This window comes from Streptomyces sp. SID12488, from assembly GCF_010548275.1.
GTDB lineage: Bacteria > Actinomycetota > Actinomycetes > Streptomycetales > Streptomycetaceae > Streptomyces.
Genome location: NZ_JAAGLT010000007.1, coordinates 45,573 through 60,090 on the forward strand (window position 1 = coordinate 45,573; position 14,518 = coordinate 60,090).

The window sequence follows — 14,518 nt, forward strand, 5'->3', positions numbered from 1 at the left end:
GGGGCTGCGCCCCCAGGCCCCCGCTTCGGCCCTGAAGGGGCCTCGTCCTCAAACGCCGGACGGGCTGTATGTGCGGGCGTGGCACGATGAGGGGTATGGCATCCCTCAGTGATCATCCCGGTGAGCAGGCCGCTCTGGAGCCCATCAAGCTCGTTGCCGTTCGGGAGGCGCCGCTCTCCCTGGATGAGGTTTTCCGGGCTGTGGGAGACGACTCCGCCGGGGGGACCGCCCTGTTCGTGGGGACCGTGCGGAATCACGATGGTGGTGCCGATGTCGAGGCGCTCGGCTATTCGTGTCACCCCAGCGCCGAGGCCGAGATGCGGCGTGTCGCCGAGAAGGTCGTCGCCGAGTTTCCGGTGCGTGCGCTCGCCGCTGTGCATCGGGTCGGGGACCTGGCCGTGGGGGACCTCGCTGTCGTGGTCGCCGTGTCCTGCCCGCACCGGGGGGAGGCCTTCGCGGCCTGCCGGAAGCTGATCGACGACCTCAAGCACGAGGTGCCCATCTGGAAGCACCAGACGTTCTCCGACGGGACCGAAGAATGGGTCGGCGTCTGCTGAGCCGGGCGGGTGACCCTGTGCGTGAGGCGTCTCCGGTTGCGTAACCGCCCCCCGGGCGTGAGCGTTGACACGGCGGAAGTTAATCTGCTGATCAGTCAGTTGCAGTCGCTCTTTGGGGTTGGGAGGTCGGCATGGCGGCACTCGCCTGGTTGCTGATTCCGCTTGTGGCTGCGATCGGCGCCGGTCTGTGGGGCAGTTGGGCCAACCGGACGCGCAGGACGCGCGGTGACGGTCCCGAACTCGACGGTTACGAGCGGTTCCGCGAGGCCATGGAGAAGTCCCGTACCTGAGCCACCGGACGGGCGGCCCTGACGGTGCGCCGACAGGACCGTCCCGTACTGTCGTGCCATGCCACGCCGCACCGCGACGCTGCTCGCCTCCACCCTGATGCTGATCGCGCTCCTGTGCGCCGGAGTGTTCATCAACGTGCCGTATTCGGAGCTGTCGCCGGGGCCGACCGTGAACACTCTCGGGGACCACGGCGGCGACCCGGTGCTGCAGATCTCCGGGCGCAAGACCTACGCGACCACCGGGCATCTGAACATGACCACCGTTCGGGTCACCAGCGCCGACTACAAGATGAACCTCGTAGAGGCCGTGTTCGGGTGGCTCACGCACGACAGCAAGATCGTGCCGCACGACACGCTCTACCCGGACGGCAAGACCGAGGAGCAGTCGACCCAGGAGAACGCCGAGGAGTTCAGCCAGTCCCAGGAGAGCGCCAAGGTCGCGGCCCTGGAGCAGCTCGACGTCCCGGTGCAGTCCTGGGTGATCGTCTCCACTGTCCTGAAGGGGTCCCCGGCCGAGGGCGCGCTGCACGCCGGTGATGTCATCAAGGCTGTCGACGGTACGACGGTCAAGGAGCCCGGCGATGTCGCCAAGCTGGTGACCAAGCACAAGGCCGGCGAGAAGGTCGTCTTCACCATCGTGCCCGCCGCGGAGCAGGCAGCCGCCGAGAAGGCGAAGCGGGCGGCCACCAAGACACAGGACGTCACCATCACGACCACCAGGTCCGAGGACGACGACGCCGAGCGCGCCATCGTCGGGATCTCCGCCGGGACCGACCACACCTTCCCCTTCACCATCGACATCAAGCTCGCCGATGTCGGAGGGCCCAGCGCGGGTCTCATGTTCGCTCTCGGTATCTACGACAAGCTGACGCCCGGGAGCCTCACGGGCGGCAAGTTCGTGGCCGGCACCGGCACCATCGACGACGAGGGCAAGGTCGGCCCCATCGGGGGGATCGAGCTGAAGACCGTCGGCGCGCGGGACAAGGGGGCCCAGTACTTCCTGACGCCGGCCGACAACTGTGAGGCCGCCGCCAAGGACACCCCCGACGGGCTCACGCTCGTCAAGGTGGGCACCATCGGTGAGGCGTTGAACGCTCTCAAGGACATCCGCTCCGGTGACACCGGTGAGCTGCCGAAGTGCGGCACCAAGTAGTAGTCGGGCAGGAATGTGGGTGAGCGGTCCGTAGGGCCGCTCACCCACATCTCGTTCCTCCGCTAGTCCGCGAACGTCGCCGACAGTGCCTCCGCCAGGCCCGGTACCAGGCCCGAGCCCGTCAGTACCTCCGTCGCCGCGTCCTTCTCGCGCAGGCGTACCGCCGAGTCGCGCGTGCCGTCGCGCAGGACCGCGACCGTCATCCGGACCTCCTGACGGTCCGGGTGCGCGGCGACCCAGGCCGACAGCTTCTTCTCGCTCAGTCCCGCCGGAACCGACGCCTCCGCGGACGGCGGGAGCATCAGGCGCTCGACGGTGAGGGCGCAGCCGACCACGGAGTCGGGCCAGGCGATGGTGGCGAGGAACTCGTCCAGCGGTTTGCCCGCCGGAATCTCGTCCTGCTCGATCGGGGTGAGACCGGTGGTCGTCTGCTCGTCGGCCAGGCCGAGCTGGGCTGCGAGAGCCGGTTCCTGGACCCGCAGGCGGGCGGTGTCTACGAGGGCGAAGAGGCGGGCCGGCTGGTCCCAGCCGAGGCCGGAGACGTACTCGTCGATCTCGAGTACGGCCCGGGTGAGCGGGTTCGCCGCCATGGGAGTGTTGGACATGGTCACAATCCTGCCTCGTTCATGGCCCGAAGCGGGAACCGAGTAAAGCGTGAGTAAGTTGCATAGGTGAGGCCTCTACGATCACGAGGCCTGACGGATGGTCCGCGAACACGGGGGCCTGACGGACCGACAGCGACTTTTGAGGTGCCGACCTTGGCTTTCCAGATGCCGGACCGCGGCGGAGGCCCGCAGGGGCCACGGATCAGAGTGGGCCGCCCGTCCCGGCGCGTCCGGACCCTGCTCATGACGCTGGGCGTCCTTGCCGTACTCGGCATGGCGTTCATCATGTTCGCGGGCTTCTGGACGGACTGGCTCTGGTACCGCTCGGTCAACTACTCATCGGTCTTCACGACCACGCTGTGGACCAAGATCGGTCTTTTCTTCGTCTTCGGTCTGCTGATGGCGACTGCGGTAGGGGTGAACATCTGGCTGGCGCACCGGCTGCGCCCGCCGCTGAGCGCCATGTCGATGGAGCAGCAGAGCCTCGACCGGTACCGCATGGGCATCGCCCCGTACAAGAAGTGGCTGCTGCTCGGTATCACCGCCCTGGTCGGCCTCATCGCGGGCGCGTCGGCGTCCGGGCAGTGGCGGACCTGGCTGATGTGGGTCAACGGAGTGTCCTTCGGGCAGAAGGACCCCCAGTTCGGTCTGGACGTGTCGTTCTACGCCTTCGACCTGCCCTGGTACCGCTTCCTGATGGGCTTCGGCTTCGCAGCCGCGATCCTCTCCCTGATCGCCGCCGCCCTCACCCACTATCTGTACGGCGGGCTGCGCATCACCAGCCCGGGCGCTCGCGCCACGGCAGCGGCGACGGGCCATCTGTCCGTGCTGCTGGGTATCTTCGTCGCCCTCAAGGCGGTCGCGTACTGGCTCGACCGGTACGGCCTCGCGGTGAAGTCGAGTGACTTCAAGGCGACCGGCAACTGGACGGGTCTGCGGTACGTCGACGCCAACGCCTACCTGCCGGCCAAGACGATCCTGTTCTGCATCGCCATCATCTGCTCGCTGCTGTTCTTCGCGACCCTGTGGCGGCGCACCTGGCAGCTGCCCGTCATCGGCTTCGGACTGATGGTCCTCTCGGCCATCCTCATCGGCGGGCTGTACCCGGCGATCGTGCAGAAGTTCCAGGTCCAGCCGAACGAGCAGGCGAAGGAAGCCCCGTACGTCGAGAAGAACCTGAAGGCGACGCGCGAGGCGTACGGCATCGACGGCGCCAAGGTCAGCGAGTACGCCGGCCGCAGTGACACCGAGGACAAGACCAAGCTGCGCGACGACGTCGACGCCACGGCGAGCATCCGCATCGTGGACCCGAACATCGTGTCGCCGACGTTCCAGCAGCTCCAGCAGATCAGGAACTACTACGCGTTCCCGACCAACCTGGACGTCGACCGGTACAGCAAGGACGGCAAGGACCAGGACACGGTCATCGGTCTGCGAGAGCTGAACCTCAACGGCATTCCGAAGAACAACTGGATCAACGACCACTTCCGCTACACGCACGGATTCGGCGTGGTCGCGGCCAAGGGCACCACGGGGGACGCCCAGGGCCGCCCGGTCTTCACCGAGTCCGACCTGCCGTCCACGGGTGACCTCGGGACGTACCAGCAGCGGATCTACTACGGCGAGAAGACCAGCCAGTACTCGATCGTCGGCGGTCCCCAGAAGGAGATCGACTACTCCGACGACACCGGTGAGAAGACCACCAGCTACCGGGGGAAGAGCGGAGTCAGCCTCTCCAACCCGATAAACCGTGCCGCGTACGCCGTCGCGTTCGGTGAGCCGCAGATCCTCTACTCCGGTGCCATCGGTGAGGGTTCGCGGGTTCTGTACAACCGCACGCCCAAGGAACGCGTCGAGGCGGTAGCGCCCTGGCTGACCATCGACGGTGACGCCTACCCGGCCGTCATCGACGGTGAGATCCAGTGGATCGTCGACGCCTACACGACGACGAACGGCTATCCGTACGCCTCTCGCACCACGCTGGGAGACACGACGGCCGACTCGCTCACCGCCGGCAACAACCAGCGCGCGGTGGTGGCCCAGCAGAACCAGGTCAACTACATCCGCAACTCGGTGAAGGCGACCGTCGACGCGTACACCGGCGAGGTCAAGCTCTACCAGTGGGACACCAAGGACCCGGTCCTGAAGACCTGGATGAAGGCCTTCCCGAACACGGTCGAGCCGAAGGGCGACATCTCGGCCGCGCTGATGGCCCATCTCCGGTACCCGCAGGACCTGTTCAAGGTCCAGCGCGAGCTGCTGACCCGCTACCACGTGGCGGACGCCGAGACGTTCCTCAGCGGTTCCGAGGTGTGGCAGGTGCCGGACGACCCGAGCAACAAGTCGGGCGACGCGGTGCCGCCGTACTACCTGAGCATGAAGATGCCCGACCAGCAGGCGCAGGTGTTCTCCCTGACGACGACGTTCACGCCGAACGGCAGGGACAACCTGAGTGCCTTCATGTCTGTCAACGCCGAGGCGGGGACGAGTGATTACGGCAAGATCAGAATCCTGAAACTGCCGACGAGCGGAACCGTCAGCGGACCCAAACAGGTCCAGAGCCAGTTCAACTCCGAACAGAACATCGCCGAGACCATCAGGCTGCTGAGAGGCGGGGACTCGGAGATCGAGTACGGCAACCTGCTGACGGTGCCGCTCGACGGCGGGCTGCTGTACGTGGAGCCCGTCTACGTACGAGGCAGCGGACTCAAGTACCCGCTGTTGCGCAAGGTGTTGGTGACCTACGACGGCCAGACCGCCTTCGAGGACACACTCGACGCCGCGCTCGACAAGGTCTTCGGGGCGGAGGGCACGACCACCGAGCCACCGGACGACGGCGGTGGCACGACGCCGCCACCGGCGTCCGGCAACCCGACGGTCCAAGAGGCCCTCAACGACGCCCAGAAGGCCTTCGACGACGGCCAGGCCGCCCTCAAGAAGGGCGACTGGGAGGCGTACGGCAAGGCGCAGACGGAACTCGAGGACGCGCTCAAGCGGGCTGAGGAGGCGCAGACCGCGGCCGACAAGAAGACCGGCGCCGGGAGCGGCTCCTCCGGTACCGCGAGCCCCAGCCCCAGTCCCAGCAGTACTTCCACCAGTAGTTAGTGCTGCTCGGAGGCCCTGCTGAGGCTGTGGCTCCCGCTCCTCCCGCGCCGTGGTACGGTTTAAACACAACGGCGCGGGGTGGAGCAGCTCGGTAGCTCGCTGGGCTCATAACCCAGAGGTCGCAGGTTCAAATCCTGTCCCCGCTACTGATCGCGAAGGCCCGGATCCTCCAAGGATCCGGGCCTTCGCGCTGTGCGAACGCATGTGCCGACCTGGTGAAGGCCGCGCCTACCCGGGGCAGTTGAGGGTAATTGTGTTTCACTTGTCTCTCTGTGGGCATGTCGACAAAACGCTGTAGAGACCTCACTGGCTGCGGTATACCAGGTGTACCCAGGTTGCAGGTGGTGCGACGATGGACGTTATGGGGGACAAGGCAACTCTGTTGGAGACAGGGCGATTTGTGCAGCCTTCCGACCGGGACGAAACCGGCGAGGCGGTAGAAGAGGCACGCAGGCGGCTCGCGGCCGAGGCCGGCGACGTCGAGGCGATGAGTGTCCTCGGAGCCATGCTGCTGCGCCGTGGTGATCTCGACGGAGCCGAGCCTCTGCTGCGTGCCGCCACCGCCGCGGGTGACCGTGCCGCGGCCAACAACCTCGGCGTCCTCCTCCATCAGCGCGGGTACGCCGACGATGCCGCCGGATGGTGGCGGGTCGCGGCTGTCGCCGGCTCCGCCGCCGCCGCGCACGCACTCGGCCGCCACCACCGTGAGCGCGGCGACGAGCCGGCCGCCGAGTACTGGCTGCGCCAGTCCGCCGAGCAGGGGCACATGCTGGGCGCGTACGCCCTCGCCGATCTGCTGGAGCACCGCGGGGACGCGGCCACGGGGCAGTGGATGCGGGTTGCCGCCGAGCGGGGGCACCGGGAGGCCGCTTACCGGCTCGCCCGTGCGCTCGACCGCAAGGCTGCGGAAGGTGCGGAGAGCGCCGGCGCTGAGGACGGTGCGGGTGAGGGCGGCGGCGCTGAGGCCGAGCAGTGGTATCGGCAGGCCGCCGCTCGGGGGCATCAGCGGGCCGCGCTGCATCTCGGGGCGATTCTGGAGCGGCGCGGTGAGCTCAAGGAGGCCGGGCGCTGGTATCTGACGTCCGCCAAGGACGGCGAGGCACGGGCCGCGTGTGCACTCGGGTTCCTGCTGCGCGACGCGGGGGACGCCGAGAGCGCCGCTGTGTGGTGGCTGCGGGCTGCCCAGGACGGGGACGGCAACGCCGCCAACGCGCTGGGCGCGCTGCACGCCGAGCGCGGTGAGACCCAGACAGCCGAGCGCTGGTACCGGGCGGCCATGGACGCCGGGGACGTGAACGGCGCGTACAACCTCGGACTGCTCTGCGCCGAGCAGTCGCGTACCGCGCAGGCCGAGCAGTGGTACCGGCGGGCCGCATACGCCGGGCACCGCGAGGCCGCGAACGCGCTCGCCATTCTGCTGTTGCAGGGTGGGGACGCGTCCGGGGCCGAGCCGTGGTTCTCCAAGGCCGCCGAGGTGGGCAGTGTTGACGCGGCCTTCAATCTGGGGATTCTGCACGCCGGGCGGGGCGAGGACGTGGCCGCGCTGCGGTGGTACGAGCGGGCCGCCGGCGCCGGGCACACCGAGGCGGCGCTTCAGGTCGGGATCGCCCGGCTGCGGGAAGGCGACGACCGGGAGGCCGAGCGGTATCTGCGGTGCGCGGCGGGCGGCGGGAGCCCCGAGGCCGCGTATCGGCTGGCCTCGGTGCTCGACGCGCGCCGTCCGCAGGCGCCCGCGCACGAGCTCGGTGAGATCGCGCACGAGAAGACGGAGTGCGAGGAGTGGTACGAGAGGGCGGCTTCCCAGGGGCACCGGCGGGCGCAGGTGCGGGTGGGGATGCTGGCGTCGGCTCGTGGGGACGTGGTGGAGGCGGCTCGGTGGTACCGGGCCGCGGCGGAGGCCGGGTCTCGTAACGGGGCGTTCAATCTGGGGCTGTTGCTGGCTCGGGAGGGGAGTGAGCCCGAGGCCGCGGTGTGGTGGGCTCGGGCGGCTGAGGCGGGGCATGGGCGGGCCGCGCTGCGGCTGGCGCTGGTGTATGCGCGGCGGGGGGAGTTGGCGGAGGGGCAGCGGTGGGCTGATCTGGCGGTTTCGCTGGGGCCGGCGGAGGTTGCGGAGCGGGCGGCTCGGTTGCGGGACGCGTTGCGGGAAGAGCTTTCTGCCTGACGGTGCGGTGGGTGGGGGTGGGCGTTGGCTATTTCGCCCCCGCCGCCCCTACACGTCCCATCCTGTTCCTGGGGGCTGCGCCCCCAGACCCCCGCTTCGGCCCTGAAGGGGCCTCGTCCTCAAACGCCGGACGGGCTGAAATGATCCGGCCTGGCTGCCGGTGCTCAAGTGATTTGCCTTCGTAGGTGGGGCTGACGTAACGTTGGGTTTACCGACGCGGGGTGGAGCAGCTCGGTAGCTCGCTGGGCTCATAACCCAGAGGTCGCAGGTTCAAATCCTGTCCCCGCTACTTGAGGCCGAGGGCCGGAGTCCGATACAGGACTTCGGCCCTCGGTGCGTTTCCCGTTCAGGCCGGTGCGTGCTGTCGTATCGGGGCCCAGCACCGGATGATGTCGCGGACCGAGACGATGCCCGTGGGCTCGCCGTCGGCCAGGACGATGAGGTGGCGGAAGCCGCCGTGGGCCATCGCGTGTGCGGCCTCCTCCAGGGTCCAGGAGGGCGTGGCGAAGACGACGTCGTTGGTGGTGTGGGCGTGGGCGCGTTCCGCGTCGGGGCTCTGGCCGCGGCCGACGGAGTTGAGGATGTCGCGTTCGGTGAGGATTCCGATGGCGCCGGCGTCCGGGTCGAGGACCACCGCCGCGCCGATACGCCGCGCGGCCATCAGCGCGGCGGCCTGACGGAGTGTGTGATCGGGGCCGATGGTGAGGACCACGGTGCTCATGGCGTCACGTACGAGCATGGGGTGGAGCCACCTCCTAGAGAGTTCCCGCCCCTGTTGAGTGTCCTGTCCGCGCTGGCTTGTTCAGCGTTTCACAAGTTCACAAGTGGGGGGAGCTTCAGGGTGGCAGTTAAAGAGACGGTCAACAAGGGGGCGTGTAAGGCTGTTACAGGGCGCGCGGGGGATCAGGGGCGGGATCAGTAGCGCTGGTATTGAACGTTACCGCTGGTGGGGTGCAGGATCACCCTGCGCTCCACTGGTGAGCTGCATGGTCGCGGTTGTCGTTGGTTGTCGTTGGTCATCGCTGGTCGCCCTCGGACGGCCCAAGGACGGCCCGGCTGGGACGCCACCGGGAGATTTGCAGTCCTCCCAAGATGTCCGCTCATGGACTGCGCTGACCTGCTGAAACTAAGAGCTTGGACCAGAACTCGCCTCGGCCGTCCGCATGTCGCCCACGGGAGCGTAAGGGCGCGCGCGTGGCTGCGGCGCCGAGATGCTCGCTATTGAAGCTGGAATCCAGCAACCGTGGTAGCGATCCTTCCGGCCTCGAATCTTCGGCTGTCCAGACTATATTGAGGGGCGACAGAAACTGATACGGCATGCACTGTCAGATGCCCTGACTTTCGCCGCCTGTCACGCAAAATCATAGGTACACAGGATCGCTATTTCGGTTAGTAATACTTGAATAGTTATTAGAGGCCCTGCTTCCGATTCGAGGAATGTCTACGCCCGTAACTTCACCTCGGTGTTCTCGTTGGATCTGAGGACACGCCGAAGGAGGGCGAGGGGGTGGAGCCCCTCGCCCTCCAGTGAGGCCTTGCGGCCTCAAGCGAGCGTGACCACCCTCGCGACCGGCGAGTAACCAATTTTCCGGTCGCGAGGGCCCAGTGTCCGCCCACATCTTTTGGGGTTGTAAGTTGCCCGAACAGAACAGCTCGAACCAAGGACCCGTCGCAGCGAGCGGCCAAGCCGCTGCGCCAGCATCAAATAGCGGCCACGCCGCAGTGGTTGCAGCGAAGGGCGCGGTCCTTCAGAGGGGGCTCTCTCTGCTGGCTGGGTGCGCTATCGACCTAGTCCTACTCGTCACCAAAAACGAACCCTGGGACCAGGCTGCTTGGCATTCCCTGGTGACCGTCGGCTTGCTGAACGCAGTAGTAATCGTCACCGAAAAGGTGCGTGTCGTCGTGTCATAAACTTTCACGACTGGCCCCAGTTCCTTTCTCGCTACTGCGTCCATTTCGTTGATGCAGCGGTTCAGTGCCTTCCGCTGCGCCGCTGTATCAACCTGAGCTAACGACGTGACCTGACTAGGGTTACCTAATTGTGCTCACGGGTATCGGTCCATGCTCAAGACTCACCCGTTCGAGCTAATCCAACATGGAAGAATAATTGTGCCGCTTGCGGCATTTTGCACGCTTTGGCGATGCCCTGAAGTCTCGATGCGGTAAAGAGTCACCTCCGCAGCGAACCAGATGTGTAACTCTTCCCGCTTCACGCGTGGTATCAGAGAGCAATCACGAAGCTCGCGAGGTCAGATGGCGCGCCAACCTGCCCCGTACACACGACGCCGGAGCCGTGATCTCCTGGCCGTGGAGCTGGCCACCTCTGCCGCGACGTAGCGAAATGACACCAGCCGCAGTGTGGTGCACGCCCGCTACGCTGGTACGCACCACCTCAGGACGGAGAGTGCCCTGCGAATGGGACCGAAGACGACCAAGGTCTACGAGACGCTTCGCGCACGACTCGCCGCCGGCGAGTACGCACCCGGTGACAAGCTCCCGTCGGAGCGCACACTCGTGGAACAACTCGGCATCGGTCGGACCGCGCTTCGGCAAGTGCTGGCCCGACTGGTAGTGGAGGGCGCGCTGGAGGTACGGGGTCGGAGTTCGTACCGCGTGCCGGGCGCGGTGAGCGTCAAGACCCCTGAGGGGCTGGAGCCGTGGCGCATCCATGGCGAGCGAGACCTCTACGACAACCAGTGGGTCAAACTCCAACTCTGGGACGTCGAACCGCCCGGAGTGGAGCGCTTCGAACATCATGTCGTGAAGCTCCAGCGCGTCGCCATCACCGCCGTTCTGGACGACCAAGACCGCGTGCTCATGATGTGGCGGTACCGCTTTGTCCCGCAGCAGTGGGGGTGGGAGTTGCCCGGCGGCATCGTGGACGAAGGGGAGGAGGCCGCGACCACGGCACTTCGGGAAGTCGTCGAAGAGACCGGCTGGCGGCCCAAGTCGGTGGACCACGTAGTCACCTACCAGCCCATGGTCGGCATGGTCGACTCGCCTCACGAGATCTTCGTAGGCCACGGGGCCGACCATGTCGGTTCGCCAACGGACCTCGAAGAGGCGGGGCACATCGAGTGGGTGCCGCTGGCCGACGTACCAGGGCTGATGGCACGCGGTGATCTGATGGGTTCCGGCACCCTCGTTGCACTGCTCCACATCCTGGCGAGTCGCGGCAAGCAGGGGCTTACAGCCGCGCACTGAGCAGGTCGACGCGGCGGCGCTGCCGCACCGAACCGGTGCGGCTCGCCAACAGTCGTGCCTGTCGCAGGTGGGTGTGCGCGTCGTCGTACTCGGCTCGTGCGAGGTGCGCTTGCGCGAGGTCGCTATGGAGGCCGGCCTGCGCTCGGACAAAGGTGGGGTCCACCACGTCCAAGGCGTCGTACAGGCTGGTCACTGCTTCGCCGTCGCCAAGCAGGGCGAGAACGTTGCCGTGCCACCGAGCGAGGTGGGCACCGTTGAGGAAGATACTCAACATGTCCGGGTCGCGATCCTCGGAGCCGGGCGGGATGCTCGCCAGGGCCGCATCGAGGGCGCGGCGGCAGTCGTCGGGCATCCCCGCGTGAGCGCACATCTCCGCTTCAGCCGCGTACAGCCATGCGCGAAGGCGGGGCGACCCTGCTTGCCCAACGGTGCGTTGCGCATCGCGTACCAGCTCGACACCGAGGGACGGCCGGCCAGCCTCACACAGCACGTATGCCTGTTCCGCCATCGCGTGCGCGAGGTACATCGGAGCCTCAGCGTCGCGCGCTGCCCGCTTCGCGAGTTCGTAGTGCCGCCAAGCCCGTTCGACCGCCCCCGAGTCGATCGCCTGCCATGCGGCCAAGGTCGACGCCCCCGCGAGCGCGAGCGCCACAGGTCGACGTGTGGTGGGAAGCACCGCGAAGTTCAATGCGTCTTCCAGGCGGGCGAGATGCCCCGTCATCTGGTCGACGAGACCGGCCGCACCCATCTGACGGTCCATCGTGCGCAGTATCTCGGTCTGGTCGTTGAACGTCTTCACCATGGATACGCCGACGCTGGTAGCTGAATCGATCCTGCTCAGCAGCTCGTCGTACCCGTCCGCCATCGGCGGAACGGGAGCTAGCGAAGCACCCCTCAGCTCCCTGTCGGTGACCCCGAGAAGCTGCCTCAGGATCGCCGCATAGCGGTCCGACAACGTGCGCTTGCCGTTCTCCCACTCGGACACATACACCCGCAAACTCGCGGTCGACGCAACGTCGGTGACGTGCTGTCGGGCGTACTGCTCGATCTCGCGAACCAGTCGTTCCTGAGACCAGCCACGCGCCGTCCGCGCGTTCTTAAGTCCTGAACTCACAGGCCACCGCCCGACGTTGGGTCCGCTCACTGACCTTTCCAGCATGCCTCATATCGCCGCAGGTCAACAGGCCTTAACAGGCTTCTTAACAGGCCTGCTGTGAAGCGCTGTTGGCTACCGGCACCCCTACCCGGCGGGGTCTTCTGGAGATGCACCGGGGCGGACAATCACCGCTCAAATCGGCAGAGTCATTGACTCTGGTGCGCACCAGATGCTTTCCTTCTGGTGCGCACCAGAAGACGGAATCGCTCCCGATTCACCGTGTGCAAGCACGACCAGGAGCCCCGCAGTGGACGGGGGGAGGGGCACCGGACAGTCGTCCGCTTCGCGGCGGGCGATCCCTTGGCAGTCCGGATGGCAGACCGAGAGGTCTAGGTCTCTGCCTACAACGGGGCCCTGGTGAGCTGTTCCTTAATCCGGCAGCCGCATCCCCGAAAGAGATCGCTCAGCCCCTGCCCGGCCACGACGGGCGTACGCAGCAAAGCAGGTAGGGGCACTCGGTCCGCCGTTCCGTTCGGTGGGCCCACACCTACGACACCTCAGGAGATCGCAATGTTCGGCATGAAGTCGCAGGAGCCCACCACCGACCTGACCTCCCCGGAAGCCGTCCAGGCCGGTCAGGAGGTCTACGACCGCATCACGTCCGGCGAGTGCAAGGACGCGGTGGCGGACCTGAACGAGGCCCACGGCCGCACGAACTGACCAACCCACCACATCAAACGGCGCGCGGCGCCCGGGTTGCCCCCCCGGGCGCCGCTTCGGGCCGTTCCACCCACTGAGGAGACACGACCCATGAAGTTCATCGTTGCTGGTCATGAAGCTGTTACCGCGTCGGAGTTCGCGGAGTTGGCGTTCGGTATCGACCTGGAGTTGTTCACCGGCCCCGCCAAGGAGTCCGTGAACGAGCGGGCGGCGCGGCTGGACGTGGCCCACGAGGTCCTCGCGGAGCTGCGGGAGACGGACGTGGAGGCTGCTGCGTACGCGGAGACGTTGCTGCGTACGAGCCCGTTGAAGGATGCGCGGGCTGCTGCCCGCCGGCCGCGTCGGACGTCGGTGCGCCGGTCGGTGCGCAGCCACTCCAGCCGTACGGCGGTGGCCGCATGAGCGAGAACCTGACGCTCGACGGCATGGCCGTGGCGCTGCGCGCCCTGCGCCTGCTGGCCGTCGACTTCGGTCACCTGCCCGCGCCGGACGTGGACGTATCCACGTACTTCCCGGACCGGCTGCGACTGCGCTTCCACGACGACCTGTCCGAGTTCGAGGCGTGGCGGTCCGCGCTGGGGGTCGACCCGGCCACGGTGGTCTACCGCGAGCAGAGCGCCGGCCGGACGCGCGTGCTCAAGACGACCGCCGACTTCGCGGGCGCCGTGCTGGAGCTGGTCGGCTACGGCGACGTGCTCGTTCCGGCGGTGGCGGAAGCGGGTGCGGCATGAGTGCCGCCACGGTCCGCGTCGAAGCGCCGTCGACGGGCGTCGAAGGAGCGTTGACGCCGGTCGGTGTGGAGCGTGCAATCACTGCTCTGGCGAGTGTGCTGACGGTGCTGCTGACGGCGGTGGCGTTCTGGCTCTCCTACGAGCACTTGCAGGAAGTCGCCGCCGCGCACGGCATGGCGGAAGCCGTCGCCCGCTCCTGGGCGTGGCCGGCGACGGTGGATTTGTTCATCGTGATCGGGGAGTTGCTGATCCTGCGTGCCTCGCTCGCCCACCGGGTCGACGGGTGGGCGATCGGGCTGGTCGCGGCAGGTGACGGCGCGTCCATCGCGCTGAACGTGGCAGGCGTCGGGCAGGATGCCAACGCCCTCAACTACGTTGTGGCGGCCGTTCCTCCGGTGGCTGCGCTGTTGGCGTTCGGCGCGTTGATGCGGCAGGTCCACGCCTACCTCGCAAGCCGCGCGTCGACGGGCGTCAACCCGCCGCCGCCGGGCGTCGAAGCACCCTCGACGCCCGTCAACGTGAGCGTCGACCGCCCCCCGGCCATATCCCCTGCGGAGATCGTGGCCGGGACCGCATCGGTGCCCGAACTCCCGGCATCCGCACCGGAGACCGAGCAGGCTCCGACGCCCGTCACGGTGGAGGCGACGCCCGTCACCGCAGCGTCGACGCCCGTCGACCTGTGCACGCCGGTCGTCTACCCGAACCGGGTCGATCAGTTGGTACGGGCCCTGTACGGGAGCGACTTCACCCAGCCGAGCACCGCGCGGATGACGCAGGCGATGACGGCCGCGGGGCTGGGTGCGTCGGAGTCGACGGCCCGCACCGCCCGCGGCCGGGTCAAGGCACGTGAGACCTACCTGACGGACTTCCCGACCGCGATCGCCGGCTGAGCGGGG

General features: G+C 67.5%; 13 protein-coding genes and 2 tRNA genes. 12 read left to right on the top strand and 3 right to left on the bottom strand.

Annotated elements, in window-relative coordinates:
• The first annotated feature begins 95 nt into the window (after positions 1 to 95).
• The 3 genes from G3I56_RS13585 (at position 96) to G3I56_RS13590 (ending at position 2,000) form a co-directional block, all read left to right on the top strand.
• Positions 96 to 557: a molybdenum cofactor biosynthesis protein MoaE gene (locus G3I56_RS13585; protein ID WP_164409211.1), complete on the top strand. Its 462-nt coding sequence runs from the start codon at positions 96 to 98 to the stop codon at positions 555 to 557.
• A gap of 131 nt (positions 558 to 688) precedes the next feature.
• The gene (locus G3I56_RS43205; protein ID WP_006379628.1) at positions 689 to 847 is read left to right on the top strand and encodes a hypothetical protein; all 159 of its coding nucleotides are present in this window, start codon (positions 689 to 691) and stop codon (positions 845 to 847) included.
• Between the two features lie 58 nt (positions 848 to 905).
• Positions 906 to 2,000: a PDZ domain-containing protein gene (locus G3I56_RS13590; protein WP_164409212.1), complete on the top strand. Its 1,095-nt coding sequence runs from the start codon at positions 906 to 908 to the stop codon at positions 1,998 to 2,000.
• A gap of 62 nt (positions 2,001 to 2,062) precedes the next feature.
• Here the strand turns inward: G3I56_RS13590 and G3I56_RS13595 are convergent, their stop codons facing one another.
• Complete coding sequence (locus G3I56_RS13595; RefSeq protein ID WP_164409213.1) at positions 2,063 to 2,605, bottom strand: PPA1309 family protein; 543 nt, start codon at positions 2,603 to 2,605, stop codon at positions 2,063 to 2,065.
• A gap of 165 nt (positions 2,606 to 2,770) precedes the next feature.
• On the opposite strand from G3I56_RS13595, the gene G3I56_RS13600 reads away from it, so the two are divergent.
• The 4 genes from G3I56_RS13600 to G3I56_RS13615 all read left to right on the top strand — a co-directional run bounded on the left by G3I56_RS13600 (position 2,771) and on the right by G3I56_RS13615 (position 8,160).
• A complete protein-coding gene (locus tag G3I56_RS13600; RefSeq protein WP_203689864.1) occupies positions 2,771 to 5,710 on the top strand; it encodes a UPF0182 family protein in 2,940 nt (979 codons plus the stop codon).
• A 72-nt stretch (positions 5,711 to 5,782) separates the two neighbouring features.
• Positions 5,783 to 5,856: transfer RNA gene (locus tag G3I56_RS13605), tRNA-Met, on the top strand.
• 206 nt (positions 5,857 to 6,062) lie between these two features.
• Positions 6,063 to 7,871 carry a tetratricopeptide repeat protein gene (locus G3I56_RS13610; protein WP_164409215.1) on the top strand — a complete coding sequence of 603 codons (1,809 nt, stop codon included), beginning with the start codon at positions 6,063 to 6,065 and terminating at the stop codon, positions 7,869 to 7,871.
• 215 nt (positions 7,872 to 8,086) lie between these two features.
• A tRNA-Met gene (locus G3I56_RS13615) sits at positions 8,087 to 8,160 on the top strand.
• 57 nt (positions 8,161 to 8,217) lie between these two features.
• On the opposite strand, the gene G3I56_RS13620 is transcribed toward G3I56_RS13615, so the two are convergent.
• The gene (locus tag G3I56_RS13620) at positions 8,218 to 8,610 is read right to left on the bottom strand and encodes a CBS domain-containing protein (RefSeq protein ID WP_164409216.1); all 393 of its coding nucleotides are present in this window, start codon (positions 8,608 to 8,610) and stop codon (positions 8,218 to 8,220) included.
• Positions 8,611 to 10,286: 1,676 nt separating this feature from the next.
• Here G3I56_RS13620 and G3I56_RS13625 point away from each other — a divergent pair.
• On the top strand, positions 10,287 to 11,075 hold the full coding sequence (locus G3I56_RS13625; RefSeq protein ID WP_164409217.1) for a GntR family transcriptional regulator: 789 nt from the start codon (positions 10,287 to 10,289) through the stop codon (positions 11,073 to 11,075).
• Here G3I56_RS13625 and G3I56_RS13630 read toward each other — a convergent pair.
• Positions 11,059 to 12,066, bottom strand: coding sequence for an XRE family transcriptional regulator (locus tag G3I56_RS13630; protein ID WP_164409437.1), 1,008 nt, complete (start codon positions 12,064 to 12,066; stop codon positions 11,059 to 11,061). The two genes, G3I56_RS13625 and G3I56_RS13630, sit on opposite strands and share 17 nt — an antisense overlap.
• A 675-nt stretch (positions 12,067 to 12,741) precedes the next feature.
• On the opposite strand from G3I56_RS13630, the gene G3I56_RS43210 reads away from it, so the two are divergent.
• From G3I56_RS43210 to G3I56_RS13645, 4 genes are all read left to right on the top strand, one after another.
• A complete protein-coding gene (locus tag G3I56_RS43210) occupies positions 12,742 to 12,891 on the top strand; it encodes a hypothetical protein (RefSeq protein ID WP_203689827.1) in 150 nt (49 codons plus the stop codon).
• A 90-nt stretch (positions 12,892 to 12,981) separates the two neighbouring features.
• Positions 12,982 to 13,293 (top strand): hypothetical protein, encoded by a 312-nt coding sequence (locus G3I56_RS13635; RefSeq protein WP_164409218.1) that lies wholly within the window; start codon positions 12,982 to 12,984, stop codon positions 13,291 to 13,293.
• Positions 13,290 to 13,622: a hypothetical protein gene (locus tag G3I56_RS13640; RefSeq protein WP_164409219.1), complete on the top strand. Its 333-nt coding sequence runs from the start codon at positions 13,290 to 13,292 to the stop codon at positions 13,620 to 13,622. Before G3I56_RS13635 ends, G3I56_RS13640 begins: the two co-directional genes overlap by 4 nt.
• Positions 13,619 to 14,512 carry a DUF2637 domain-containing protein gene (locus G3I56_RS13645; protein ID WP_164409220.1) on the top strand — a complete coding sequence of 298 codons (894 nt, stop codon included), beginning with the start codon at positions 13,619 to 13,621 and terminating at the stop codon, positions 14,510 to 14,512. The genes G3I56_RS13640 and G3I56_RS13645 overlap by 4 nt, the downstream gene beginning before the upstream one ends.
• The last annotated feature ends 6 nt before the right edge of the window (positions 14,513 to 14,518 follow it).